The sequence below is a fragment of the Massilia sp. GCM10023247 genome (assembly GCF_042653325.1).
Taxonomy (GTDB): Bacteria; Pseudomonadota; Gammaproteobacteria; order Burkholderiales; family Burkholderiaceae_D; genus Telluria.
Map to the genome: position 1 here is coordinate 304,201 of NZ_JBHSIB010000011.1, position 23,660 is coordinate 327,860.

Annotated in this window: 23 protein-coding genes; 19 read left to right on the forward strand and 4 right to left on the reverse strand. The window is 68.4% G+C overall.

Annotated features, from left to right (window positions below):
* Window positions 1–42 precede the first annotated feature (42 nt).
* The 12 genes from ACFPAH_RS11740 (at window position 43) to ACFPAH_RS11795 (ending at window position 12,518) form a co-directional block, all read left to right on the forward strand.
* Complete coding sequence (locus tag ACFPAH_RS11740; RefSeq protein WP_379745991.1) at window positions 43–549, forward strand: prepilin-type N-terminal cleavage/methylation domain-containing protein; 507 nt, start codon at window positions 43–45, stop codon at window positions 547–549.
* Window positions 539–1,168, forward strand: coding sequence for a type IV pilus modification PilV family protein (locus tag ACFPAH_RS11745; protein ID WP_379745070.1), 630 nt, complete (start codon window positions 539–541; stop codon window positions 1,166–1,168). The genes ACFPAH_RS11740 and ACFPAH_RS11745 overlap by 11 nt, the downstream gene beginning before the upstream one ends.
* Window positions 1,165–2,052: a prepilin-type N-terminal cleavage/methylation domain-containing protein gene (locus tag ACFPAH_RS11750; protein WP_379745073.1), complete on the forward strand. Its 888-nt coding sequence runs from the start codon at window positions 1,165–1,167 to the stop codon at window positions 2,050–2,052. Before ACFPAH_RS11745 ends, ACFPAH_RS11750 begins: the two co-directional genes overlap by 4 nt.
* Entirely contained in the window at window positions 2,049–2,513 is a 465-nt protein-coding gene (locus ACFPAH_RS11755; protein ID WP_379745076.1) for an agglutinin biogenesis protein MshP, read from the forward strand. Before ACFPAH_RS11750 ends, ACFPAH_RS11755 begins: the two co-directional genes overlap by 4 nt.
* A 5-nt stretch (window positions 2,514–2,518) precedes the next feature.
* Window positions 2,519–5,695 (forward strand): DUF6701 domain-containing protein, encoded by a 3,177-nt coding sequence (locus ACFPAH_RS11760; RefSeq protein ID WP_379745079.1) that lies wholly within the window; start codon window positions 2,519–2,521, stop codon window positions 5,693–5,695.
* Between the two features lie 138 nt (window positions 5,696–5,833).
* Window positions 5,834–6,775 carry an agglutinin biogenesis protein MshI gene (locus tag ACFPAH_RS11765; RefSeq protein WP_379745082.1) on the forward strand — a complete coding sequence of 314 codons (942 nt, stop codon included), beginning with the start codon at window positions 5,834–5,836 and terminating at the stop codon, window positions 6,773–6,775.
* Window positions 6,772–7,434 carry a PilN domain-containing protein gene (locus ACFPAH_RS11770; protein WP_379745085.1) on the forward strand — a complete coding sequence of 221 codons (663 nt, stop codon included), beginning with the start codon at window positions 6,772–6,774 and terminating at the stop codon, window positions 7,432–7,434. The genes ACFPAH_RS11765 and ACFPAH_RS11770 overlap by 4 nt, the downstream gene beginning before the upstream one ends.
* The gene (locus ACFPAH_RS11775) at window positions 7,431–8,102 is read left to right on the forward strand and encodes a hypothetical protein (RefSeq protein WP_379745088.1); all 672 of its coding nucleotides are present in this window, start codon (window positions 7,431–7,433) and stop codon (window positions 8,100–8,102) included. Before ACFPAH_RS11770 ends, ACFPAH_RS11775 begins: the two co-directional genes overlap by 4 nt.
* Window positions 8,087–8,470: a hypothetical protein gene (locus tag ACFPAH_RS11780; protein ID WP_379745090.1), complete on the forward strand. Its 384-nt coding sequence runs from the start codon at window positions 8,087–8,089 to the stop codon at window positions 8,468–8,470. Before ACFPAH_RS11775 ends, ACFPAH_RS11780 begins: the two co-directional genes overlap by 16 nt.
* A gap of 42 nt (window positions 8,471–8,512) precedes the next feature.
* Window positions 8,513–10,294, forward strand: coding sequence for a pilus (MSHA type) biogenesis protein MshL (gene mshL, locus ACFPAH_RS11785; protein ID WP_379745093.1), 1,782 nt, complete (start codon window positions 8,513–8,515; stop codon window positions 10,292–10,294).
* The gene (locus ACFPAH_RS11790; protein WP_379745095.1) at window positions 10,294–11,202 is read left to right on the forward strand and encodes an ExeA family protein; all 909 of its coding nucleotides are present in this window, start codon (window positions 10,294–10,296) and stop codon (window positions 11,200–11,202) included. Before mshL ends, ACFPAH_RS11790 begins: the two co-directional genes overlap by 1 nt.
* On the forward strand, window positions 11,199–12,518 hold the full coding sequence (locus ACFPAH_RS11795; protein WP_379745098.1) for a tetratricopeptide repeat protein: 1,320 nt from the start codon (window positions 11,199–11,201) through the stop codon (window positions 12,516–12,518). The genes ACFPAH_RS11790 and ACFPAH_RS11795 overlap by 4 nt, the downstream gene beginning before the upstream one ends.
* A gap of 3 nt (window positions 12,519–12,521) precedes the next feature.
* Here ACFPAH_RS11795 and ACFPAH_RS11800 read toward each other — a convergent pair whose 3' ends face one another.
* A complete protein-coding gene (locus tag ACFPAH_RS11800; protein WP_379745101.1) occupies window positions 12,522–13,679 on the reverse strand; it encodes a pyridoxal phosphate-dependent aminotransferase in 1,158 nt (385 codons plus the stop codon).
* A 26-nt stretch (window positions 13,680–13,705) separates the two neighbouring features.
* A complete protein-coding gene (locus ACFPAH_RS11805; RefSeq protein WP_379745104.1) occupies window positions 13,706–14,173 on the reverse strand; it encodes a putative toxin-antitoxin system toxin component, PIN family in 468 nt (155 codons plus the stop codon).
* Window positions 14,174–14,216: 43 nt separating this feature from the next.
* On the opposite strand from ACFPAH_RS11805, the gene yaaA reads away from it, so the two are divergent.
* Window positions 14,217–14,987 (forward strand): peroxide stress protein YaaA, encoded by a 771-nt coding sequence (yaaA, locus tag ACFPAH_RS11810; RefSeq protein WP_379745107.1) that lies wholly within the window; start codon window positions 14,217–14,219, stop codon window positions 14,985–14,987.
* Between the two features lie 70 nt (window positions 14,988–15,057).
* Here yaaA and ACFPAH_RS11815 read toward each other — a convergent pair whose 3' ends face one another.
* Entirely contained in the window at window positions 15,058–15,885 is an 828-nt protein-coding gene (locus ACFPAH_RS11815) for an outer membrane protein assembly factor BamD (RefSeq protein WP_379745110.1), read from the reverse strand.
* Window positions 15,886–15,949: 64 nt separating this feature from the next.
* On the opposite strand from ACFPAH_RS11815, the gene ACFPAH_RS11820 reads away from it, so the two are divergent.
* Together ACFPAH_RS11820 and pgeF are read left to right on the forward strand one after the other, a co-directional pair.
* Complete coding sequence (locus ACFPAH_RS11820; protein WP_379745113.1) at window positions 15,950–16,996, forward strand: RluA family pseudouridine synthase; 1,047 nt, start codon at window positions 15,950–15,952, stop codon at window positions 16,994–16,996.
* A complete protein-coding gene (gene pgeF, locus ACFPAH_RS11825; RefSeq protein WP_379745116.1) occupies window positions 16,996–17,772 on the forward strand; it encodes a peptidoglycan editing factor PgeF in 777 nt (258 codons plus the stop codon). Before ACFPAH_RS11820 ends, pgeF begins: the two co-directional genes overlap by 1 nt.
* Window positions 17,773–17,796: 24 nt before the next feature.
* Here the strand turns inward: pgeF and ACFPAH_RS11830 are convergent, their stop codons facing one another.
* Window positions 17,797–18,060 (reverse strand): hypothetical protein, encoded by a 264-nt coding sequence (locus ACFPAH_RS11830; RefSeq protein WP_379745119.1) that lies wholly within the window; start codon window positions 18,058–18,060, stop codon window positions 17,797–17,799.
* A gap of 44 nt (window positions 18,061–18,104) precedes the next feature.
* Here ACFPAH_RS11830 and phaC point away from each other — a divergent pair, with 44 nt between their 5' ends.
* The 4 genes from phaC (at window position 18,105) to ACFPAH_RS11850 (ending at window position 23,481) form a co-directional block, all read left to right on the forward strand.
* Complete coding sequence (phaC, locus tag ACFPAH_RS11835; RefSeq protein ID WP_379745122.1) at window positions 18,105–19,847, forward strand: class I poly(R)-hydroxyalkanoic acid synthase; 1,743 nt, start codon at window positions 18,105–18,107, stop codon at window positions 19,845–19,847.
* A gap of 204 nt (window positions 19,848–20,051) precedes the next feature.
* Window positions 20,052–20,615, forward strand: coding sequence for a polyhydroxyalkanoate synthesis repressor PhaR (gene phaR, locus ACFPAH_RS11840; protein WP_379745125.1), 564 nt, complete (start codon window positions 20,052–20,054; stop codon window positions 20,613–20,615).
* Window positions 20,616–20,876: 261 nt separating this feature from the next.
* Entirely contained in the window at window positions 20,877–22,307 is a 1,431-nt protein-coding gene (gene rimO / locus ACFPAH_RS11845; RefSeq protein WP_379745128.1) for a 30S ribosomal protein S12 methylthiotransferase RimO, read from the forward strand.
* Between the two features lie 7 nt (window positions 22,308–22,314).
* Window positions 22,315–23,481 (forward strand): cystathionine beta-lyase, encoded by a 1,167-nt coding sequence (locus ACFPAH_RS11850; protein ID WP_379745131.1) that lies wholly within the window; start codon window positions 22,315–22,317, stop codon window positions 23,479–23,481.
* The last annotated feature ends 179 nt before the right edge of the window (window positions 23,482–23,660 follow it).

The following is a 23,660-nucleotide window of genomic DNA, read 5'->3' on the forward strand; positions in this document are numbered from 1 at the left end:
GGCCTGCGTTTGCGACGAACCCGTCGCGCACCCGGCCGCGGCGTGCGCCACCGTGGCTTCACCATGGTGGAACTGATCGTCGTGATCGTCCTCATCGGCATCGTGTCCACGGTCGCCGTTTCCCGCTTTTTCGAGCGTGGCGCCTTCGATGCCGCCGCCTGGGCCGACCAGCTCACATCCATGCTGCGCCACGGCCAGAAGATCGCCGTGGCCCAGAACCGTCCCGTGTTCGTCCTGCTCGCGCCCGAACGGGCCGCCCTGTGCTTCGCCGCCCAGGCCGACTGTCCGCCGGCGCTGCAGGTGCGGGCGCCGGGCGGCGCCAACAGCGGCTCCGACGCCACCCGCGAGGCCTGCGGTTCCGACAGCTGGATGTGCGAAGCGGCACCTGCCGGACTGGCCGTGACGGTGCCGGCCGCCGCCATCCGCTTCGACGGCCTGGGCCGCGCCAGCGCCGGCAATCCCGCCGGCGCCAGGTATGCCATCGCCGTCGAGGGCGATGGCGTGACGCGCACGATCGGCATCGAAGCGGAGACCGGCTATGTCGATTGAGGCGGCCCGCCCGCGCCGCCAGGCCGGCGCGCTCGTGACCTTCCGCCGCCAGGCCGGCGTGACCCTGATCGAACTGGTCATGTTCATCATGGTCATCGGCCTGGCCCTGGCCGGCATCATCGGGGTCATGAGCTTTACCACGGCCAACAGCGCCGACCCGCTGCGGCGCAAGCAGGCACTGATGATCGCAGAGGGGCTGCTCGAAGAAGTGCAGCTGGCCGGCTTCACCTTCTGCGACCCGCGCGACGAGAACGCCGACAGCGCGCAGCAGAGCGCCGAGTGCACGCTGGCCGAGGGTTTCGGCAACGAAGGCGCATCCAGCTTCGTGCGTCCCTTCGACAACGTCAACGATTACGTCGCTGCGGCCGGCACCCCGGCGGCGCCCTTCGACAACGCCGCCGGGGTCCTGGCCGACGCCCTCGGCCGCCCGCTCGGCGTCGACGGCTACCGGGCCACCGTCACCATCGTGCCGGAGCGGCTGGGCGACATCGCCGCCGGCAGCACGGCCGCCGACAGCGAGGCGCTGCGCATCCGCATCGCGGTGAGCTTTGATGGCGGCGAGCCGGTGCTGCTGGACGGCTACCGCGCGCGCTACGCGCCGATCGCGAGGGGCGAATGATGGCGCGCCCGCAGGCAGTGCGCCGCCGCGCGCGCGGCTTCACCCTGGTCGAGGCGGTCGTCGTGATCGTCGTCATCGGCATCATCGGCGCCATCGTCGCCGTCTTCATCCGGGTGCCGATGCTGGGCTACACCGACACGGTCGCGCGCGCCCAGGCCGGCGACGAAGCCGACCTGGCACTGCGCCGCATGGCGCGCGAGATCCGCCTGGCGCTGCCCAACAGCGTGCGCGTGTCGAGCAGCGGCGACGCCATCGAATTCCTGCTCACCACCACCGGCGGACGCTACCTCGACGTCGACGACGCCGCCACCTCCGGCACCCCGCTCGACTTCGTCGGCACCAATCCGACCTTCACCGTCGTCGGCGGCCTGCAGGCCGAGGTGCTGCCGAACCAGTACGTGGTCGTCTACAACCTCGGTCCCGGCATGGCGCCGGCTGATGCCTATGGGTTCGGCCAGCCCGCGCGCAACATCGCCCGCGTGCGCGAGCGCGCGCCGGCGGGCGGCACCGAGATCACGCTGGCCGACAACCCCTTCGGCAACCGCGACGAGCCGATGCCCTCGCCGGGCCGGCGCTTCCAGGTCGTCGACGGCCCGGTGATGCTGCGCTGCGAGGCCGAGGGCGAGCACCTGGTGCTGCGGCGCTATGCCGGCTACCCGATCGCGCGCGAGATGGCCGATCCTCCGGCGGGCACGGCCAGCGCCGTGCTGGCGCGGCGCGTCGCCGATTGCCGCAACGTCTTCCGCTACGACGAAACCGACGTCGAACTGCGCCGCAGCGCCCTGGTGCTGCTGTCGCTGGCCCTGCACACCCGCAATCACGGCGACGCGGCCGGCGGCAGCGTGCGCCTCGTCCATCAAGTCCACGTCGACAACACGCCATGAAGCCTGTCCCTCCCGCCCCGGTCCGCGGCCGCAGCGCCGGCGCCGGCCTCGTCACGGCGATCTTCCTGCTGGTGGTCCTCGCCGGCCTCGCGGTGGCGCTGGTCGCCATCTTCGGCAGCCAGCGCCAGGGCATCCTGCTCGACGAGCAGGGCGTGCGCGCTTACCAGGCCGCGCGCGCCGGCATCGAATGGGGCCTGTTCCAGCGGCTGCGAAGGCCGGACGGCGGCGCCTGCGCGCCGGGCGCGGCCCATCCGGTGGCGCTGTCCGGGGAGGTGCTGGGCGGTTTCACGGTGAGCGTCACCTGTACCCTGGTCGAAGGGCCGAAGTCGGAAGACCCGGCGGTCACGCTCGACCGCTGGATCATCCGCTCGGTCGCCTGTGCCCCGGCGGTGGGCAATGCCTGCCCGCCGGGTTCGGCCGATCCCGACTATGTGCGGCGCGTGATCGAGGTGCAGATATGAGGCGCATGAGCGGCCTCAAGTGGCTGGCGCAGGGAGCACTGCTGGCCTGCTGCCTGCTGCTCCTGTCCTTCGCGCTCCCCGCGCAGGCGAATACGCCGATCACGCTGTGGAAGGCCTTCGACGGCCGCGTCAACTTCGCCGGCACCCAGGTCACCCTGCGCACCGGCAGCAACACGGACAAGGGCAAGAACTGCAATGGCGACGGCAACGGCAACAACGGCAATTGCCTGGAGAACGGTAACAACGGCAACAAGAAGGTCAACGCCTGCACGGTCACGGCGCCGAGCACGAACCGCACGGCGGCCCTGGTGCTGCCTTCCGGCGCGACCGTCCTGTCGGCCCAGCTGTACTGGGCCGGCTCCGGTCCCAGCGACAGCACGGTGAGCTTCGAGGGCCGCAACGTGACGGCCGCCCGCAAGTACGTCTCGCGCACCGTCGGCGGCGGCTTGAACTACTTCGGCGGCGCCGCCGACGTGACGAGCGTGGTCCGGGCCAAGGGCAGCGGCACCTATGACTTCTCCGGACTGACGGTCGAAACGGGCGACCCCTGGTGCGCGTCGCAGGCCGTGCTCGGCGGCTTCTCGCTGCTCGTCGTCTATTCCCATGCTGCCGAGCCGGAGCGCGTGCTGAACATCTACGAAGGCTTCCAGCACGTGCAGAACAGCGAAGTCGTCGTGAACGCCAACAATTTCCGTTGGAAGAGCCCGCTGATCGCGGTCAGGGAGCGCGCCCGCGTCGGCCACATCACCTGGGAAGGCGACCCGACGCTGGAGCAGGGCGGCGAAAGCCTGCTGTTCGAGGGCAAGGAATTGTCCGATGCGCTCAACCCGCCGGGCAACCAGTTCAATTCGCGCAGCAACATCAACAACGACAGCGCCTCCTACGGGATCGACTTCGATGCCTACGACACCGAGGTGCGCGACTGGACCATGGACGACGCCACCGTCACCACCCGGTATCGCACCGGGCAGGACCTGGTGCTGCTCAACGTCGAGGTGCTGGTGGTGCCGACGGCCCCGGTGTCGGACCTGTCGATCGCGCTCGCCCGCTCCGGCAGCTTCCAGGTCGGCCTGCCTGCCGAGTACACGGCGACCGTGACCAACCACGGGCCGTACACCGAGACCGGCCGGATCAGCGTCGCCATCGCGCTGCCGAACGGCATGCGTTACCTCGCGGGCAGCGGCACCGGCTGGACCTGCGCCGCGAACGGTTCGAACGGCAGCTGCAGCTGGCAGGGCGCGCTCGCGCCCGGCGCCAGCGCGCCGCCGCTGCTGCTCACGGCCGCGGTCGATACCACCGGCCAGAAAACCGTGACGGTGACGGTGACCGGCACCGGCGACGACAACCCGGCCAACAATGCGGCGTCCCTGACCGACACCGCCATCGACCGCGACGTCTCCACCAATCCGACGCCGGGTACGCTCAATCCCTATGTCTTCACCGACAGCCTGTGCGCCCCGGGCATCGCCATCGGCGCGCCCGGCCAGCCATGCAAGCGCTACGCGGCGCCCATCGTCGGCGGCAGCAAGGCGCCGATCTTCATCACCGCAACCAACGACGGGATACCGGGCGCCCCCGCCAGCGCGACCACCGCCTCGATCCAGTTCGCCATCGAATGCCTGAACCCGGTCGCCGGCACGGTCGGCGCCAGCTATGCGGGCGCCGCGATCCCGGCCTGCGCCGCAGCCGGCCAGCCCCTGGCCTGGTCGGCCCCGGTCGCCATCGCGTTTGCCGCCGGCACCGTATCGCGCAAGCTGGACTTCATCTACAAGGACGTCGGCCAGATCCGACTCAGCCTGAAGGAGAGCGGTAACACGGCCGCCACCGGGGACTTCGTCAGCGCCCCGCTGCGGATCGCGTTCAGGGACATCCGCAACGGCAGCATCTCCAACCCCGGGAATACGGCGCCGGCCAGTCTCGGCTTCGCGGCGGCCGGCGCGCCCTTGACGGTCGAGATCGGCGCGTGGCTGGCGGACGAGGCCGGGTTCGCGCCCAACTTCGGCAACGAGAAGGTCCGGCCCGGCATCTCCCTCGGCCGCGCCGCGATCGACGGCATCGCGCTCGCCAGCGTGGGCGAACTGTTCGAGACCGGCAGCCGCGGCTGGAAGGACGGCATCATGTCGGCCACGGCCTCGTGGAGCGAAGTCGGCGCGATCGCCTTCGTCACCGGCCTGGTCGACGCCAGCCATCCCGACGACGCGAGCCGGAGCAACCTGTATCTCGGCGTGCCGGTCGGGGGCAGCACGGTAGCGGTCGGGCGCTTCTATCCGGCCTATTTCAAGACCATCGTCACCGGACCCTTCGAGTGCCCGGCCAGCCTGCCGGCAGGCTATGCCTGCCCGCGCGACGACCGCGGCGCCGTGTATTCCGGGCAGCCGTTCACGATCACGGTGGAAGCCTTCAACGACAACAACGAGCGCCTGCAGAACTTTACCGGCGCCTGGTTCAGGCCGGTGACGCTGAGCGCCGTGAACAAGCCCGGCGGCCAGCCGCTCGCGCCCGACCTGGTGCCGGAGCCGGGCAAGCAGAGCGTCGCCATCACCGACGCGAACGCGCCCCTCATGCAGGCGAAGGCGCCGTACCGCCTGGCGGCCGGCTATAAGCAGGCCGAGCCGCGCGCGACCAACCTGAGCGCGCCGACCGCGGTGTTCGTGCGCGCCACGGCCGCCGAGACCGCCCTGACCGAGGACGGCAAACCGGAGATCGTGGTCAGCTCGCTGCGCAGCAACGAGGTGTCCGACGAGGGCGGGGTGCTGGTCCTGAACGGGCGCCTGAAGGTGCCGAACGCCCTCGGCACCGACATCCTGCGCACGGCGCTCGGCCTGCGCGCCGAATACTGGGGCGGCGCGAGCGGCTGGCTGTTCAATCCCGAGTTTGCCGATGCGCCCGGTGTCGGGGCCGGGGCGACCCGCTTCCTGGTCTGCTCGAAGCAGTTTGCCCGTAGCGACGGCAGCTGCGACACGGGCATCCTGGCTGCCTCCACCAGGGCGCCGGTGGAGATGAAAAAGGGGCGCGCCGTCCTGTGGCTGCTCGCGCCCGGCAAGCGGCCGGGTGGCGTTGCGCGCAGCGGCAGCGTCACGCTCGAATTTGCCGGCTGGCCCTGGCTGCCGAGCACCATCGGCAGGGTCAGCTATGGCAGCCACCGCAGCCCCGTGATCTATATGCGCGAGCTGTATTTTTAGCCGCGGCGCCAGAGTGCGTGCCGGAGGCAACACAATGTTGCTATCCGGCGATTTTTTCCTATCTTTCCGTCGATCTTGAATATAATCAAGCTTTTACGGTCAATACGTCCGCGATTCGTCCCATTCCCCACGGTCTGCATGCGTTTTTTTAGAAAAGCAAAGAAAAGAGAAGGCTGGCTCGCCATCGCGCTGCAGCGCGACGGCCTTGCCGCCGTCAGCATGCAGACCGCTGCCGGGATGCGTCCCCAGGTGCGCCAGGCCGGGTTCTATCCCGGCAGCGATTTCGCCGACCTGCTCGACAAGGCGGGCCGCGACCTGCACACCCATGCCTACCGCACGATCACGGTGCTCGCCGGCGGCGAATACCAGGTGGTGTCGGTCGACGCGCCGAATGTCGCGCCCGACGAACTGCGCACGGCGGTGCGCTGGCGCCTGAAGGACATGCTCGACTTCCACGTGGACGACGCCACCATCGACGTGCTCGACCTGCCGGTCGATCCGAACGCCGCCGTGCGTGCCCAGCATTCGATGTTCGCCATCGCGGCGCGCAACAGCGTCATCGAGGCGCGCCAGAAGCTGTTCACGGCGGCCAAGGTCGAGCTGGCGGTGATCGACATCCCCGAGACGGCGCAGCGCAATATCTCGGCCCTGGTCGAGCCGCCGGGGCGTGGCGTGGCCATGCTCTCGTTCGGCGAGGAGGGCGGGCTGCTGACGATTTCCTACCGGGGCGAACTGTACCTGGCGCGCCGCATCGACATCGGGCTCGACCATTTGCTCGATGCCGAGCTGGAGCGGCGCCACGCGAGCTTCGACCGCGTCACGCTCGAGCTGCAGCGCTCGCTCGACAACTTCGAACGCCAGTATTCCTTCATCAGCGTGGCCAAGCTGGTGCTGGCGCCGTCCGCGATAGCGGGACTCGAGGACTACCTGTCGAGCAACCTGTACACGCCGGTGGAGACGCTCGACCTGGCAGCCCTGTTCGACTTCGCGCGCGCCCCCCACCTGGCCGACCCGCTGCAGCAGCAGCGCTTCCTGGTGCCGCTGGGCGCGGCCCTGCGCCACGAGGGGACGGCGCTGTGAGCCAGCAGATCAACCTGTTCAACCCCGTCTTCCTGCAACAAAAGAAGATGTTTTCGGCGCGCACCATGGCGCTGGCGCTCGGCGTGCTCGTGCTCGGGGTGGCCGCGCTCCACCTGTATGGCAACGCCCGGGTGAACGCGCTCCAGGCCCAGGCCGACACCGGCGCCGACCAGTTGAAAAAAGCCGAGGCGCGCCTGGCGGCCGTCACGGCCGAGTTTGCGCCGCGCCAGAAGAACCCGGCGCTGGAAAACGAACTGGCCGAGGCCGAGCGCCAGCTGGCCGCGCTGCGCCAGGTCTCCGGCGTGCTCGAGCGTGGCGAACTGGGCAACACCCGGGGCCACGCCGAGACCTTCCGCGCGCTGGCGCGCCAGCATGTGGACGGCCTCTGGCTGACCGGGGTCAGCGTCGGCGGCGACGGCAAGACCGGCGAGCCCGGCGCGATCGCCGTGCACGGGCGCGCGCTCGATCCGAACCGGGTGCCCGGCTACCTGAACCGCCTGACGCGCGAGCCGGTACTGCAGGGCAAGGCGTTCGCCAGCATGCAGATCCAGGGCGCGGCGCCGGTCGAGGGGGGCAGCCCGGGGGCCAAGGCGCCGGCCGCCGCGCCGGCTTACGTCGAGTTCAGCCTGTCGTCGGCCATGGAGGGCGCCAAGCCATGAAGAACGCCCTGATCCGGATGGCCGCGCGCCTCGACGCGCTGACCCTGCGCGAACGGGCGCTGGTCTTCGCGGCAGCCGCGGCGGGGATCGTGTTCGTCGCGTTTTACCTCGGGCTGAAACCGATGTTCGCGCGCCAGGACGCGCTGCGCGCCCAGATCGTCCAGCAACAGAACCACATCGAAGGGCTCGACGCCGAGCTGCGCGCCAAGGTGGAGGCGGCCCAGGTCGATCCGGACGCGCCCGCGCGCGCGCGCATCGCCGCGGTCCGGGCCGATACCGAGGCGCTCGCCGGCGAGCTGCGCGCGATGCAGCATGGCCTGGTGCCGCCGGGGCGGATGGCGCCGCTGGTCGACGCGATCCTGCGCGCCAACGGCAGGCTGCAGCTGGTGTCGATGCGCACCCTGGCGGCCGAGCCGGTCACGGGCGCGCAGCCGGCGGGGACCGGCGAGACGGCGCCGGCACCCGCGGCCCTGCTGTACCGGCATGGCGTCGAAGTGACGGTGCGCGGCAATTACCTGGACATGGTCGCCTACATGGCGGCGCTGGAAGCGATGCCGACCCGCCTGTTCTGGGGACGCGCCCAGCTCGAGGCGGAAACCTGGCCGTCCTCGCGCCTGACGCTGAACCTGTACACCCTGAGCCTGGACCCGAAATGGATGACACTCTGATCGCCCGCGCCCTCTGCGCGGCCCTGCTGCTCGCCGGCGCACACGCGGGCGCCCAGCCGCTGCAGGACCCGACCCGCCCGCCGGCCGGGCTGATCGCGCGCGAGGACGGCGCCGGCGCGGCCGCCGTGACGCAAGCGCGCGCGCCCCAGCTGCAGTCGGTGCTGATCGCGCGCCAGCCGGGCGGACGCCACATTGCCGTCATCGACGGCGAGACGCTGCGCCTGGGCGAACTGTACAAGGGCGCGCGGGTGGCGCGCATCGAGCAAGACGAAGTCGAGCTCGTGCGCGGACGATCGCGCCAGGTCCTGATGCTGCACCCTCCGCTCGCCAGCGGGATGCGCAGCGCCGGGCGCGCCGGCACCGAATGAGGCCCTACCAATGACGACTACGCCATGACGGATACGACCACCATGCGACACACCTCCCTCCTGGCGCTGGCCGTGGCCGCCGCGCTGCTGGCCGGCTGCCGCTCGGCGCCGCCGCACGCCACCTACGATGCCATCAAGCGCGAGGTGGCCGCGGCAAGCGCCGCCAGCCGTGCCGCGCCGCCGGTCGACGACGCCGTCGCGAATGCGCTGCTGCCGCCCGCGGCCAGCCTGGCGCGCGAATTGCCGAAGGCGCGGCCGGCGCTCGAGGAGCGTTTCAACGTGTCCTTCAACAATGTGCCGGCCCAGCAGTTCTTCCGCTCGATCGTTGCCGGCACCCGCTACAACATGCTGGTCCATCCCGAGGTCGCCGGCAACATCAGCGCCAACCTGAAGGACGTGACGCTGCCCGAAACGCTGGAAGCCGTGCGCGAGATGTATGGCTACGAGTACAAGATCGACGGCACCCGGATCACGATCCGTCCGTTGACGATGCAGACGCGCATGTTCCACGTGAACTACCTGATCGGCAGCCGGCGCGGCTCCTCGAACCTGCGCGTGAGCTCGACCTCGGTCGCGAATGCCGGCACCAGCGGCAGCGGCGGCCAGGAGGGCGGGCAGAACCAGAACCTGCCGCAGAACCGCAACAGCGGAAACAATGGCAGCAACGGCCCGGACGGAAACGGCGCCACCCAGGGCGACAGCACCGACGTCAACACCCTGTCGAGCAACGACTTCTGGGTCGACCTGAAGGCCGCCATCGAGGCCATCGTCGGCTCGAAAGAGGGCGGGCGCAGCGTCGTGATCAGCCCGCAATCGGGGGTGCTGGTGATCCGCGCCATGCCGGACGAGCTGCGCAACGTCGACATGTACCTGAAGGCGACCCAGCTCTCGGTGGACCGCCAGGTGATCCTGGAAGCGAAGATCCTGGAAGTCGAGCTGAACGACCAGTTCCAGAGCGGCATCAACTGGGCCAGTTTCGCTTCGATCAACAGTTCGCACGGCAACCGGGTTTCGAGCGGCCTGATCGGCCCTGGCGCCGCGCTGGCGCCGCTGCCCTATACCGGCGGCCAGCCGCCCCTGATCGCCAACGGCCAGGGCCTGGCCGCCAGCACCGGCTTTTCGCTGTCGAACGCGGCCAACGCGGCCGGGGCGCTGTTCGGCTTCGCCTTCCAGACGAATAATTTCGCGGCCCTGATTTCGCTGCTGGAGCAGCAGGGCAGCGTGCATGTGCTGTCGAGCCCGCGCATCGCCGCCGTCAACAACCAGAAGGCCGTGCTGAAGATCGGCACCGACGAATTCTTCGTCACCGGCGTGACCACCACCACCAACTCGAACGCCGCCGGCAACACCGTCACGCCGAGCGTCACGCTGCAGCCCTTCTTTTCCGGCGTGGTGCTGGACGTGACCCCGCAAATCGACGACAAGGGCAACATCCTGCTGCACGTGCACCCCTCGGTGAGCCAGGTGACGACCATCACCAAGGGCATCGACCTCGGTTCGGCCGGCTCGCTGACGCTGCCGCTGGCGGCCTCGTCGACTTCCGAACTCGACAGCATCGTGCGCGGGCGCGACGGCCAGGTGGTGGCCATCGGCGGCCTGATGCGCCAGGCCGCGACCAACGACAGCAGCGGGCTGCCGGGCGCCAGCCGGGTGCCGGTGCTGGGCGCGCTGTTCGGCAACAAGAACAAGGTCAGCCAGAAGCGCGAACTGGTGGTGCTGATCAAGCCGACCATCGTCGACAGCGCCACCAACTGGAGCCAGGACCTGCTCGACACGACGCGCCGCATCGAGGGCCTCGACCCGCGCACCCAGGGGCGCAAGTAATGTACGCAGAGCACTTTGGCTTGCGCGAACTGCCGTTCGGCATCACGCCGGACACGAGTTTCTTTTTCGGCAGTCCGGGTTCGCAGGAAGCGCTCAACACCTTGCTGGTGGCCGCCAGGAGCGGCGAAGGCTTCATCAAGATCACGGGTGAAGTCGGCACCGGCAAGACCCTGCTGTGCCGCAAGTTCATGGCGACGCTGGGCGAAGGCTTCGTCACCGCCTACATCCCGAATCCCTTCCTCGAGCCGCGCACGCTGATGCTGGCGCTGGCCGACGAACTCGAGGTGGCGCTCGATCCGCAGGGCCAGCCGCTCGACCAGCACCAGCTGCTCAAGTCGCTCACGCAGCGCCTGCTGGAGCTGGCCGGCGCCGGTAAACAGGTCCTGCTGTGCCTGGACGAAGCCCAGGCGATGCCGATCGAGAGCCTGGAAGCGCTGCGCCTGTTGACCAACCTCGAGACCGAAAAGCGCAAGCTGCTGCAGATCGTCCTGTTCGGCCAGCCCGAACTGAACCGCAAGCTGGAACTGGACGCGATCCGCCAACTGGCCCAGCGCATCACCTTCCATTACCACCTGGGGCCGCTCAGCCGCGACGACCTCGACTTTTACGTGGCGCATCGCCTGCGGGTGGCCGGTTTCGGCGGCGCGCGGCTGTTCTCCAAGGGCGCGCTGGCGCGCCTGTACCGCGCCAGCGGCGGCATTCCGCGCCTGGTCAACATCCTGGCGCACAAGGCCATGATGCTGTGCTACGGCGAAGGCCGCCAGCAGGTGACGGCCGCCCACGTGGCCGCCGCCGCGCGCGACACGCTGGCCTCGAAGCGGCGCGCCTGGTCCTGGCTGGCCGGCCTCGGTGCGCTGGCCGCGCTGGGCGCAAGCGCGGCCGGACTTGCCTGGACCTTCGCACGATGAGCCTGATTAATAAAATGCTGCAGGACCTCGATGCGCGCGGCAATGCGCGCGCCGGCGAGGTGCCGCCCGAGATCAAGCCGGTGGCGCCCGCGGCGCGCCGCCTGCCGCCGCGGCGCATCGCGGCCGTCACCGCGGCCCTGCTCGCGCTGGCCCTCGGCGCGACCGCCTGGGTGATGCTTCCGCTCAAGGGCAAGACCTTCGAGGTACAGCCGGCGGCCCCGGTTGCGGCCGTGCCCGCAGCGGTTCCCGAAGCGCCCCCAGAAGCGCTCCCCGCAGCGCCCCCCGAAGCGCCCCCCGTCAGCGTGGCCGAGGTTGCGCCCGCCGCGCCGGCCAGCGTGCAGGCCGAGGCGCCCTTGGCGGCGGCCCAGGCGCCGGCGACGCCTCCCGTCGCTCCGGCTGCGCCCGCCGCGAAAGCGCGATCCGAAACGCGACAGCCCGCCCCGGCGCCAGCTGCGCCGCGCACCGAGGCGGCGCCGCACGAGACAACTTCCTGGGCGGTCGCCAACGAGCGCGCCCTCGCCGAGCAGGCGCGGCTGGCGAAACGCTGGCACGCCGAGCAGGCGCGCATCGCGGCCTTGCCGCAGGCCGAGCGGGCCGCGCCGACCCGCCGCCTGCGCGAAGAGCAGGCGCGCGCGGCGGAGCGGGCCAGGCTTGATGCCGCCTGGCTGGCCGCCCTCAAGCGCAGGGAAGCGGGGACCGGCCCCGCGCCGCAAGAAGCACCGCCGGCAGCCCAGGGCCGGCTCGACAGCGGCGCCCAGCAGGCCGAGAACAGTTATCGCCGCGCGCTGGCGCACCTGGAAGAGGGCCGCGTGGCCGAGGCGATCGCCGGGCTGCAGGCCACGCTGCGCGCGCATCCGAAACACGAGGCGGCGCGCCAGACCCTGGTCAGTCTGCTGATCGAAAGCAAGCGCGGCGACGAGGCGATGGGCCAGCTGGAACAGGCGCTGGCGCTCGACCCGCGCCAGCCGGCCCTGGCGATGCTGCTGGCACGGCTGCAGATCGAACGCGGCAAGAGCGGCATCGAGACGCTGCTGCGCAGCTTGCCGTATGCGGCCGGCAAGGGCGATTACCACGCCTTCCTGGCCGGCGCCCTGCAGCGCGAGGCGCGTTACGGTGAGGCGGCCGAGCAATACCAGACGGCCCTGCGCAGCGCGCCGGGCAATGCGGTCTGGTGGATGGGCCTGGGGATCGCCTTGCAGGCCGACAAGCGCCACGCCGAGGCGCTCGACGCCTTCCGCCAGGCCAAGGCGCTCGGCAGCTTGCCCGGCGAGCTGCAGGGCTTCGTCGAGCGCAAGCTGCAGCAGCTGGCGCGCTAGTTCCTACAGCCTGCCCAGGCGCTCGAGGGCGAGGCGCAGCGTCGCGTCCTCCTTGGCGAAGCAGAAGCGCACGATGCCCGACTCCCTGGCCTGGCTGTAGAAGGCCGACACGGGAATCGCGGCGACCTTGCATTCGACCGTCAGCCATTGGGCGAATTCGGCCTCGGGAATGTTCGAGACGCCCGCATACTCCACGCACTGGAAATACGTCCCGTCGGCCGGCAACAGGCGCAGGCGGGTGCGCGCCAGGCCGGCGCGGAACAGGTCGCGCTTGCGCTGGTAGAAGGCCGGCAGGTCGAGATAGGGACGCGGGTCCTCCAGGTAGCGCGCGAGGCCATGCTGCATCGGCGTATTCACCGTGAAGACATTGTACTGGTGCACTTTCCGGAACTCGGCGATGAGCGCCGCCGGCGCCGCGACATAGCCGACCTTCCAGCCGGTGACGTGGAAGGTCTTGCCGAAGCTCGAGACGACGAAGGCCCGCTCGGCCAGCCGCGGGTGGCTCGCCACCGAGGCATGCTGCTGGCCGTCGTAGACCATGTGCTCGTAGACCTCGTCGGACAGCACCAGGATGTCGCTGCCCTCGACGATCGCGGCCAGCCGGTCGAGGTCGGCGCGGCGCAGGATCGAGCCGGTCGGGTTGTGCGGCGAGTTGATGACGATCAGGCGCGTGCGCGGCGTCACCGCGGCCGCCACCTTGTCCCAGGGCAGCCGGTAGCCGGCTTCGCCCAGCTCCATCGTCACCGGCACCACCACGCCGCCCGCCAGCGTCACCGTCGGCGCGTAGCTGTCGTAGGCCGGTTCGATGACGATCGCCTCGTCGCCCGGATGGATGCAGCACAGGATCGCGGTGGTGAGCGCCTGGGTGGCGCCGGCGGTGACGGTGATCTCGCGCGCCGGGTCGTAGCCGTGCCCGTAGAGCCGGGCGATCTTGGCGGCGATCGCTTCGCGCAGCGCCGGCACACCGGTCATCAGGGGATACTGGTTGTGGCCGGCGCGCATGGCCTCGTTCACATGGTCGAGCAGGCGCGGGTCGCAGCCGAAGTCGGGGAAACCCTGGCCGAGGTTGACGGCGCCGTGCTCGCTGGCGAGCGCCGACATGGTGGAGAAGATGGTGGTGCCGACGGCGGGCAGGCGCGAGCGCAGGGCAGGGGTGGTCATGGCGCGGAGGATTTGCTGGGACGCGCTTATTTTAGCGTGGCCTCGGCCTGTGTCTTCACCCAGGCCTCGGGCAGCATGATCCGGAACAGGCCGCCCTGGACCGTCTTGCGGCCGAGCTTGAGCAAGGCCTTGTCCTTGGTGACGAGGATGGCGGCGCCGGCATCGCGCGCGATCTCCAGGAATTTCTGGTCGTCGCGGTCGCTGCAGACGGGCAGGCGCACCGGTTTGCTGTCCGGCGCCACCACGGCGATCAGGGCGTCGAAGCGCCGGACCGCCTGCGTGCGCTTGTCGTCGTCGAGCGGCAGGTGCGGGTAGTGCAGCACGGCCAGGTATTCGTCGCGGCAGTCGGCGCGGGTCACGGCGCGTACCGCGCCGGCTTCGAGCGCCGCCAGCAGGCTGGCCCAGCGCGGGTCGTGGAAGACGAACAGGTCGAGGCAGACATTGGTGTCGATGACGAGGGGCTGGGCGCGGTCGGGGAGGGAAGCGGGTATCATGTGGGAAATTTTTTGATTACGTGTTTTACTTGTTTGAGTCTCTATGCTGATTGTCTTATCGCCCGCCAAATCCCTCGACCTCGATACCCCAAGCCCGACCCCCGAAAAGTCCCTGCCGCGCTTTGCCGACCGCGCCGCCCAGTTGATCGGCGTGCTGCGCGACCTGTCGCCCGGCCAGGTCGGCGACCTGATGCACATTTCCGACCAGCTGTCCGCGCTCAACGTGGCGCGCTACGCCAGCTGGACGCTTGATCACAGCGAGGGCCACCAGGCGGTGATGGCCTTCAATGGCGACGTGTATGCCGGCCTGGATGCGCGCAGCCTCGATGCCGGCGGGCTCGCCTTCGCCCAGCGCCGCCTGCGCATCCTGTCGGGCCTCTACGGGCTGCTGCGCCCGCTCGACCTGATCCACCCCTACCGGCTGGAGATGGGCACCAGGCTGGCCAATCCGGGCGGCAAGGATTTATATACCTTCTGGGGCGAGTCGATTACCGCTGCCCTGAACGCCGAACTGGCCGAGACGGGATCGACGGCGCTGGTGAACCTGGCCTCGGAAGAATACTTCAAATCGGTCAAGCCGAAGCTGCTCGCCGTGCCCGTGATCACGCCGGTGTTCGAGGACTGGAAGAACGGGAAATACAAGATCATCTCGTTCTTCGCCAAGCGCGCGCGCGGCATGATGGCGCGCTTTGCGATCGAGAACGGCATCACGGACCCGCAAGACCTGAAGGCGTTCGACGTCGATGGGTATGCGTTCGTGCCGGCGGAGTCGAGCGAGCGCAGCTGGGTGTTCCGGCGCAAGGAAGGGGCCTGAACCCGGGCGCCGGTCGGGAGGCGGTGCGTCCGCGTGGGCACAAGTGCCCACGCGGGATCACCGCTCGCAGTTATTTGATCGCGTCTTTCGGCGCCGGCTTGCCCCAGAACCGCCACCATGGCGCGTCGCCGCCCGTGTTCGGATTCATGAAGCGGCTGTGCGGGTAGTTGAGCAGGAACACGCGGCGGGTGTCGTCGCGCAGGGTCGTCATGCCCATCTTGTCGTAGGCGCGCAGCATGATGAACAGGGCTTCCTCGCGTGCCGGCGCGTCCGGGTAGTCGGCCACGGCATTTTGCGCGCGGTTGACGGCGGCCAGGTAGGCGCCGCGGCGGTAGTAGTAGTTCGCCACGTGCACTTCATAGGCGGCCATCGCGTTGACCAGGTAGTTCATGCGCGCGATCGCGTCCGGCGCGTATTTGCTGTTCGGGAATTTGTCGACCAGCGCCTTGAAGGCGGCGAAGGCTTCGCGCGTCGCTTTCGGGTCGCGCTCGGTCGGGTCCTGGGAATAGATCACGCTCAGGAAGCCGACCTGGTCGTTGAAGTTGATCAGGCCGCGCAGGTAGTACATGTAGTCGACTTGCGGGTGGTTCGGGTGCAGCTTGATGAAGCGCTCGACCGCCGCCATCGCTTCGGCCTGGTCCTGCGCCTTATAATGGGCGTAGGCGATCTCCATCTGCGCCTGGGTGGCGTAGGTGCCGAACGGGTAGTTCGATTCGAGGCGCTGGAACAGCCTGATGGCCGCTTCGTATTGGCCGCTGCTCATCTCCCCGCGTGCCTCAGCGTATAATTTCTCCGCTGACCACTTCTGGGTCTCGTCAGCACGCTCCGGCAGAAGGCCGCAACCGGACAGGCCCAGCAGGACACTTGTAGCAACCACCACCAACAGTTTTTTTTGCATAGCTTTTTGCAGAAAAGTTTTACCGAGATTCAACGAACGGCTGATTATAGCCGATGGGACTGACGTGATATTAACAACCGCGCCGAATTCGGCGGATTTGCCCCTGGACCCCGATTTCGACGATGAAATCGACGCCGAGTTTCCCGCGCTGCCCCTGGGCGCCAGCGGCATCGACCTTTCCCCGATCACCCTGCATCTGGGCGAAGAGGCCTGCGGCCAGCGCCTCGACAAGGTCGTGGCCGGCCTGGTGCCGCAGTTTTCGCGCAGCCGCCTGCAGCTGTGGTTCGAACAGGGCAACGTGCTGGTCGACGGCAAGCCGGCGCGCGGCAAGGACACCGCCTACGGCGACGAGACGGTCGTCGTCGCGCCCCAGCCGGCACCCGAGGATACGGCTTTCGCACCCGAGGCTATTGACCTCAATATTGTTTACGAGGACGAGCACATCCTCGTCATCAACAAGCCGGCCGGCCTGGTCGTGCACCCGGGCGCCGGCAACTGGACCGGCACGCTGCTCAACGGCCTGCTGCACCACGCGCCGCAGCTGGCCTCGGTGCCGCGCGCCGGCATCGTGCACCGCCTCGACAAGGACACGAGCGGCCTGATGGTCGTCGGCAAGACGCTGGCGGCGCAGACCGACCTCGTGCGCCAGTTGCAGGCGCGCACCGTCAAGCGCGAATACTTCGCGCTGGTCTGGGGCACGCCGCAACTGTCGGGCACGATCGATGCGCCGATGGGGCGCCACCCGAAGGACCGCGTCAAGATGGCGGTCTCGACCAGCCTGGGCGCGAAGCCGGCCATCACCCACTACACGCGGGTGGCCGAAGGCATGCTCGACCGCCGTCCGGTCAGCCTGGTGCAGTGCCGCCTGGAGACGGGACGCACCCACCAGATCCGCGTGCACATGCTGTCGATCGGCTTCGGCCTGGTCGGCGACTCGGTGTACGGCAAGACGCACCTGAGCCCGGTGTTCCACCGCCAGGCGCTGCAGGCGCGGCGCCTCGGCCTGGTGCATCCGGACAGCGGCCAGCAATGCGAATGGGTCGTGCCGCTGGCGCAGGACTTTGCCGAGCTGATCGCGCGCGCCGGCATCGCGGAACCGGAAGCGGTGTAATGGACAGGGCCTGCCTCGTGATCCCCGAGTGGCCGGATGCGCCGGCCAATGTCCAGGCGCTGGCAACGACCCGCCAGGGCGGCGTCTCGCTCGGTCCCTACGGCGACGGGCGCGGCGCGGGCGGGCTCAACCTCGGCCTGCACGTGGGCGACGACCCGCAGGCCGTGCAGGAAAACCGGGCGCGCCTGCAGGCGCTGCTGCCGGCCCGTCCATCCTGGATCGCCCAGGTCCATGGCGCGGCCGTGGTCGATGCCGCCACGGTCGGCGCCGACCAGCCGGTGCGCACCGGCGACGCCAGCATCGCCACCGGCCCCGGCCTGGTGTGCGCCATCCTGACGGCCGATTGCCTGCCGGTGCTGTTCGCCGACCTGGACGGCAAGGTGGTGGGTGCCGCCCATGCCGGCTGGCGCGGGCTGGCCGGCGGCGTGCTGGGACAGACGGTGGCCGCCATGCGCGCGCGCGGCGCGGGCGAGATCACGGCCTGGATGGGACCGGCCATCGGCCCGACCGCCTTCGAGGTCGGGCAGGACGTGTACGATGCGTTTGCCGCGGCCCTGCCCGGGATCGACGTCGGCTTTGCCTTCGTGCGCCATCCCGAACTGCGCGGCAAGTACACGGCCGACATGTTCTCGCTGGCGCGCCGGATGCTGGAACAAGACGGCATCACCAGCGTCTCCGGCGGCCTGCACTGTACGGCCATCGAGCGCGACCGCTTTTATTCGTATCGCCGCGATGGCGTGACCGGCCGTCAGGCGAGTTTGATCTGGCTCAAGTGACGCGCTCCGGCGTCATCAATACTTCTAGTCCCCGCCATTCCCGGGTGCCGCCGGCGCCGCGGCGTCGGTCGCGCCGTCCGGGCGCGTGCCCGCTTGGGCCTGGGCCCGGGTTTGAGCCTCTGCCATAGCACGCCGTGCCCGGCGCCGCTTCGAACCGGTGAGGTAAAAAAGCAAAGACAGGGGTATCATGCAGTAAATTAAAAATGTCATGATTCCGGCAGTGACCGAGGTTTCCGTCGCCGCCATCAAAATGACGACATAGATCCAGCCAATCGCAACAATCCACATGCTTTTCTCCAGTTGACAACCCGATTCTAACAACGGACGCCGACATGAACATGCCCGACCCCCAAGCTTTTGCCGCCACCTGGATGAACCAGCTTACCGATCCGTCCGCCTGGCAGGGCTGGCTGCCGCAGGGCGCGGGCGCCCCCCAGCCTGGCGCTGCCAACCCGCTGGCCGGCGTGTTCAAGGACTTCGGCGTGACCGTCTCGCCGGCGCGGCTGGACGCGCTGCGCCAGGACTACCTGCACAAGGCCGGCAAGCTGTGGCAGGACTTCATGTCCGGCAAGACCCCGGAGCTGCACGACAAGCGTTTCTCGAGCTCGGAGTGGACGGCCAGCCCGTTCTCGGCCTTCACCGCCGCCTCCTACCTGCTCAACGGCGAATTCATGCTGGCCCTGGCCGATGCGGTCGAGACCGGCCCGCGCGAGCGCCAGAAGATCCGCTTCACGGTCCAGCAGATGGTCGATGCGATGTCGCCGGCCAACTTCCTGGCGACGAACCCGGAAGTCCAGGCCAAGCTCATCGAGACCAAGGGCGAAAGCCTGGCCAAGGGCTTGCAGAACATGCTGGCCGACCTGCAGAAAGGCCGCATTTCCCAGTCCGACGAGTCCGCCTTCGAGGTCGGCGTCAACGTCGGCACCGCGCCCGGCCACGTCGTCTACGAGAACGCGCTGTTCCAGCTGATCCAGTACAGCCCGGCGACCCCGACGGTGCGCGCCGTGCCCCTGTTGATGATTCCACCGTGCATCAACAAATTCTACATCCTCGACCTGCAGCCGGAGAATTCCCTGGTGCGCTATGTCGTCGAACAGGGCAATACGGTGTTCATGGTCTCGTGGCGCAATCCCGATAAATCCATGGGCTCGCTGACCTGGGACGATTACGTCGAGCGCGGCGCCATCGAGGCGATCGACGTCGCGCGCGACATCACCGGCCAGGACAAGGTGCACGTGTTCGGCTTCTGCGTCGGCGGCACGATCGCCGCCAACGCGTTGTCGGTGCTGGCCGCGCGCGGCCGCCAGCCGGCTGCCAGCCTGAGCCTGCTTACGACCCTGCTCGATTTTTCCGACCCCGGCGTGCTCGAGGTGTTCATCGACGAGACCCAGGTGGCGCTGCGCGAACAAAAGCTGGGCAAGGGCGGCATCATGCCGGGCGGCGACCTGGCGACCACGTTCTCGGCCCTGCGTCCGAACGACCTGATCTGGAACTATGTCCAGCAGAACTACTTGAGGGGCAAGGCGCCGCCGGCCTTCGACCTGCTGTACTGGAACGCCGACAGCACCAACCTGCCGGGCCCGATGTTCTGCTCCTACCTGCGCAATATGTACCTCGAGGACAAGCTCAAGCAGCCGGGCAAGCTGAACGTGTGCGGCGTGCCGGTCGACCTCGGCCGCATCGACTGCCCGGTCTTCCTCTACGGCTCGAAGGAAGACCATATCGTGCCGTGGCAGGCCGCGTTCGCCTCCATGAACCTGCTCAACCCGAAGAAGGCCAAGGCCAACCGCTTCGTGCTGGGCGCCTCGGGCCACATTGCCGGGGTGATCAATCCGGCCTCGAAGAACAAGCGCAGCTACTGGGTGAACGACAAGAACGGCAAGACCCGTGCGCGCACGCCCGACGACTGGTTCGCGGGCGCCGAAGAGCGCAAGGGCAGCTGGTGGCCGGAGTGGGCGCGCTTCCTGCAGGAAAATGGCGGCGCCGAGGTGCCGGCCCCGGCCCAGCCCGGCAACGAGCGCCACCTGCCGTCGGAACCGGCGCCAGGACGCTACGTGAAGGCGAGGGCGGAGTAAGCTTGGCAAGAATGCACCAATTTGGTGCATTCTTGCCGCATGGATCATAATAATTGCTGCACCTGCGTAATGAACGTGGTATTTTTAGTCGGTTTGTCCGGTTGAGGGCGGCTCGCCCAACCGGCACGAGCGATGCCCGCTTTTTGGTGATTATTAAAAGCGTTCCGCCCATGCATGGTTGTGACGCAATTTATGGAACTTGAGATGAGTAGTGCAAAAAACAGTACTGAACGCCTGATCAAGAAATACCCGAACCGTCGCCTCTACGACACCCAGACCAGTTCCTACATCACCTTGACGGACGTAAAGCAACTGGTCCTGGATGCCGACGAGTTCACGGTCGTCGACGCCAAGACGAGCGAGGACCTGACTCGCAGCATCCTGCTCCAGATCATCCTGGAAGAGGAGGCGAACGGTGCGCCGATGTTCTCGAGCGCGGTGCTGGCCCAGATCATCCGCTACTACGGTCACGCCATGCAGGGGATGATGGGTTCCTACCTGGAAAAGAACGTCCAGGCATTCACCGACATCCAGAACAAGTTCACGGCCAACGCCGCCGGCGCCATCGAAGGCAAGCCCTTCAGCCCGGAGATGTGGACCCAGTTCATGAACGTCCAGGGCCCGATGATGCAGGGCATGATGAACAACTACATCGACCAGAGCAAGAACCTGTTCGTGCAGATGCAGGAGCAGATGCAGAACCAGAGCAAGGCGCTGTTTTCCGCCTTCCCGTTCCCGCCGGCGACGCCGCCGACGGACAAGAAGTAAGGGCAAGCGCCGGGCGCTGTGCGTTGTCGATACCCGGCCATGTGCCGGGTATCGTGTTTTTCGGCTGTGTTCTTCCGCCATGCACACGCTGGTTGGACGCGTAGGCGGGGGACCCGCCTACCCTACGCCAGGTGCAGGGGAGGCAAGGGCGGCGTTGCATGCGCGCCGCTCCGGGGCGCCAAAACCGGGCCCGGGCATGTCCCGGAATGTCCGCTTCGGGTACAATCGCGGATTGCCCAGAACATTCTGACCCCATCCTCCATGCTCGAACTCCGCCGTAATCCCGCACCTGCCACCGCCACCACTGACGCCGCCGCAGCGAGCTCCGCCGCAGCCGCCGGCCCCGCGCCCAAGGTCGGTTTCGTCTCGCTCGGCTGCCCGAAGGCGCTGGTCGACTCGGAGCAGATCCTGACCCAGCTGCGCGCCGAAGGCTACCAGACCGCCAAGTCCTACGACGGCGCCGACCTCGTGATCGTCAACACCTGCGGCTTCATCGATGCCGCGGTGCAGGAGTCGCTCGACGCGATCGGCGAGGCGCTGGCCGAAAACGGTAAAGTCATCGTCACCGGCTGCCTGGGCGCGAAGAAGGATGCGGCGGGCGAGGACATCATCACCAAGGTGCACCCGAAGGTGCTGGCCGTGACCGGTCCGCATGCGATGGCCGAGGTGATGGACTCGGTGCACCAGCACCTGCCCATGACCCACAATCCGTTCATCGACCTGATGCCGGACCACGGCGTCAAGCTTACCCCCAAGCACTACGCCTACCTGAAGATTTCCGAAGGCTGCAACCACCGCTGCAGCTTCTGCATCATCCCGTCGATGCGCGGCGACCTGGTCTCGCGCCCGATCCACGAGGTGCTCAAGGAAGCGGAAAACCTGTTCAAGGCGGGCGTCAAGGAATTGCTCGTCATTTCGCAGGACACCAGCGCCTACGGCGTGGACGTGAAATTCCGCACCGGCTTCTGGAACGGCCGCCCGATCAAGACCCACATGACCCAGCTCACCGAGGCGCTGGGCCAGCTGGCGCGCCAGTACGACGCCTGGGTACGCCTGCACTATGTGTACCCGTACCCGCACGTCGACCAGGTGATCCCGCTGATGGGCGACGGCCATGTGCTGCCTTACCTCGACATCCCGATGCAGCACGCCCATCCGGACGTATTGAAACGCATGAAGCGCCCGGCCAGCGGCGAAAAGAACCTCGACCGCATCCTGGCCTGGCGCAAGATGAACCCGGACCTGACGATCCGCTCGACCTTCATCGCCGGCTTCCCGGGCGAGACCGAGGCCGAGTTCGAATACCTGCTCGACTTCCTGCGCGAAGCGCAGATCGACCGCCTGGGCTGCTTCGCCTATTCGCCGGTCGAGGGCGCGACCGCCAACCTGCTGGACAATCCGGTGCCGGAAGAGGTGCGCGAGGAACGCCGTGCGCGCGTCATGCTGCTGCAGGAAGAGATTTCGCTCAAGCGCCTGCAGGCGAAAGTCGGCAAGACGATCCGCGTGCTGGTCGACGAAGTCGGCCCGCGCGAAGCGATCGGCCGCTCGAGCGCCGACGCGCCGGAAATCGACGGCGTGGTCCACATCAAGCGGCCGCTGGTGCCGGGCAAGAACAAGCTGGCCGTGGGCCAGTTCGCCGACGTGCTCGTCACCAAGGCCGACGCCCACGACCTGTGGGCCACCCTGGCGTAATCCAGCCATGAAGAAGTCGATCCAGACCACCCTGGTCCACACCGATTACACGGCCCCGGGCGGCTTTGCCGCCTACCCGCCGGCGATCCACCACGCCTCCACGGTGCTGTTCGACAGCGTGGCGGCGATGCGCTCGGGCCAGTGGAAGGACAAGAGCGCCTATACCTACGGCCTGCACGGCACCCCGACCACCTTCACGCTGGAAGCGCGCCTGGCCGAAATCGAGGGCGGCAACCGGTGCCTGCTGGCGCCCTCGGGCCTGGCGGCGATCGCGATGGTCGACTTTGCCCTGTTAAAGACCGGCGACGACGTGCTGCTGCCGGAGAACGTCTACAACCCGAACCGCGAGCTGGGACGCTGGCTCAGCGCCGATTTCGGCATCACGGCGCGCTATTACGATCCGATGATCGGCGCCGGCATCGCCGACCTGATCCAGCCGAACACCCGGCTGATCTGGACCGAGGCGCCGGGCTCCGTGTCGATGGAAGTGCCGGACCTGCCCGCCATCTGCGCGGCGGCCAAGGCGCGCGGCGTGCTGGTCGCGCTCGACAATACCTGGTCGGCCGGCCTCGCGCTCAGGGGTTTCGACCTCGGCGTCGACATCGTCATGCATGCGCTGACCAAGTACCAGTCCGGCGGCTCGGACGTGCTGATGGGCGCCGTGATCACCCGCGACCAGGCCCTGCACGACCGGCTGGCGCTGGCGCACATGCGCCTCGGCCTGGGCGTGAGCGCCGACGACGCCTATCTGGTGATGCGCGGCCTGCCGAGCATGAAGCTGCGCTTCGAGGCCCACGACGCCTCGGCGCGCAAGGTCGCCGCCTGGCTCAAGGCGCGGCCCGAAATCGCGGCCGTGCTGCACCCGGCCTTCGAGGACTGCCCGGGCCACGCCACCTGGCGGCGCGACTTTACCGGCGCCGGCGGCCTGTTCTCGGTGATCTTCGACGAGCGCTACACGGAAGCACAGACGGACCGTTTCGTCGATTCCCTGGCCTTGTTCGGCCTGGGCTATAGCTGGGGCGGCGCGAACAGCCTGGTGATGCCTTACCGGATGAGCGCAATCCGCCGCGACTGGCACGGCAAGGGCATTCTCGTGCGCTTCAACATCGGGCTGGAAGATCCGAGCGACTTGATCGCCGACATCGCACGGGCATTCGAACAGTTGCAGGGCTAAACCCGACGCCAACCGGCCTTGTTGCCAGCTGACGAGCCACCGCGTTGCGGTGGTTTTTTTTGTCCTTTTTGCGCCTGTTGATCCTTCACAACAGATCACGGCTGAGGCTACGTTAACCCGAAAGCGATTTGCGTTTAACTATTTCCACACGGCAACTGACGTGATAAACTCTTTCCCTA

What these genes read in the sequence shown, in the direction of transcription:
- mshL (WP_379745093.1), top strand. Translation starts at nt 8,513, where the DNA reads ATGCGACACACCTCCCTCCTGGCGCTGGCCGTGGCCGCCGCGCTGCTG.
- pgeF (WP_379745116.1), top strand. Translation starts at nt 16,996, where the DNA reads ATGGACAGGGCCTGCCTCGTGATCCCCGAGTGGCCGGATGCGCCGGCC.
- rimO (WP_379745128.1), top strand. Translation starts at nt 20,877, where the DNA reads ATGCTCGAACTCCGCCGTAATCCCGCACCTGCCACCGCCACCACTGAC.
- phaC (WP_379745122.1), top strand. Translation starts at nt 18,105, where the DNA reads ATGAACATGCCCGACCCCCAAGCTTTTGCCGCCACCTGGATGAACCAG.
- yaaA (WP_379745107.1), top strand. Translation starts at nt 14,217, where the DNA reads ATGCTGATTGTCTTATCGCCCGCCAAATCCCTCGACCTCGATACCCCA.
- ACFPAH_RS11790 (WP_379745095.1), top strand. Translation starts at nt 10,294, where the DNA reads ATGTACGCAGAGCACTTTGGCTTGCGCGAACTGCCGTTCGGCATCACG.
- phaR (WP_379745125.1), top strand. Translation starts at nt 20,052, where the DNA reads ATGAGTAGTGCAAAAAACAGTACTGAACGCCTGATCAAGAAATACCCG.
- ACFPAH_RS11815 (WP_379745110.1), bottom strand. Translation starts at nt 15,885, where the DNA reads ATGCAAAAAAAACTGTTGGTGGTGGTTGCTACAAGTGTCCTGCTGGGC.
- ACFPAH_RS11800 (WP_379745101.1), bottom strand. Translation starts at nt 13,679, where the DNA reads ATGACCACCCCTGCCCTGCGCTCGCGCCTGCCCGCCGTCGGCACCACC.
- ACFPAH_RS11830 (WP_379745119.1), bottom strand. Translation starts at nt 18,060, where the DNA reads ATGTGGATTGTTGCGATTGGCTGGATCTATGTCGTCATTTTGATGGCG.
- ACFPAH_RS11745 (WP_379745070.1), top strand. Translation starts at nt 539, where the DNA reads ATGTCGATTGAGGCGGCCCGCCCGCGCCGCCAGGCCGGCGCGCTCGTG.
- ACFPAH_RS11765 (WP_379745082.1), top strand. Translation starts at nt 5,834, where the DNA reads ATGCGTTTTTTTAGAAAAGCAAAGAAAAGAGAAGGCTGGCTCGCCATC.
- ACFPAH_RS11755 (WP_379745076.1), top strand. Translation starts at nt 2,049, where the DNA reads ATGAAGCCTGTCCCTCCCGCCCCGGTCCGCGGCCGCAGCGCCGGCGCC.
- ACFPAH_RS11795 (WP_379745098.1), top strand. Translation starts at nt 11,199, where the DNA reads ATGAGCCTGATTAATAAAATGCTGCAGGACCTCGATGCGCGCGGCAAT.
- ACFPAH_RS11760 (WP_379745079.1), top strand. Translation starts at nt 2,519, where the DNA reads ATGAGCGGCCTCAAGTGGCTGGCGCAGGGAGCACTGCTGGCCTGCTGC.
- ACFPAH_RS11775 (WP_379745088.1), top strand. Translation starts at nt 7,431, where the DNA reads ATGAAGAACGCCCTGATCCGGATGGCCGCGCGCCTCGACGCGCTGACC.
- ACFPAH_RS11780 (WP_379745090.1), top strand. Translation starts at nt 8,087, where the DNA reads ATGGATGACACTCTGATCGCCCGCGCCCTCTGCGCGGCCCTGCTGCTC.
- ACFPAH_RS11805 (WP_379745104.1), bottom strand. Translation starts at nt 14,173, where the DNA reads ATGATACCCGCTTCCCTCCCCGACCGCGCCCAGCCCCTCGTCATCGAC.
- ACFPAH_RS11850 (WP_379745131.1), top strand. Translation starts at nt 22,315, where the DNA reads ATGAAGAAGTCGATCCAGACCACCCTGGTCCACACCGATTACACGGCC.
- ACFPAH_RS11750 (WP_379745073.1), top strand. Translation starts at nt 1,165, where the DNA reads ATGATGGCGCGCCCGCAGGCAGTGCGCCGCCGCGCGCGCGGCTTCACC.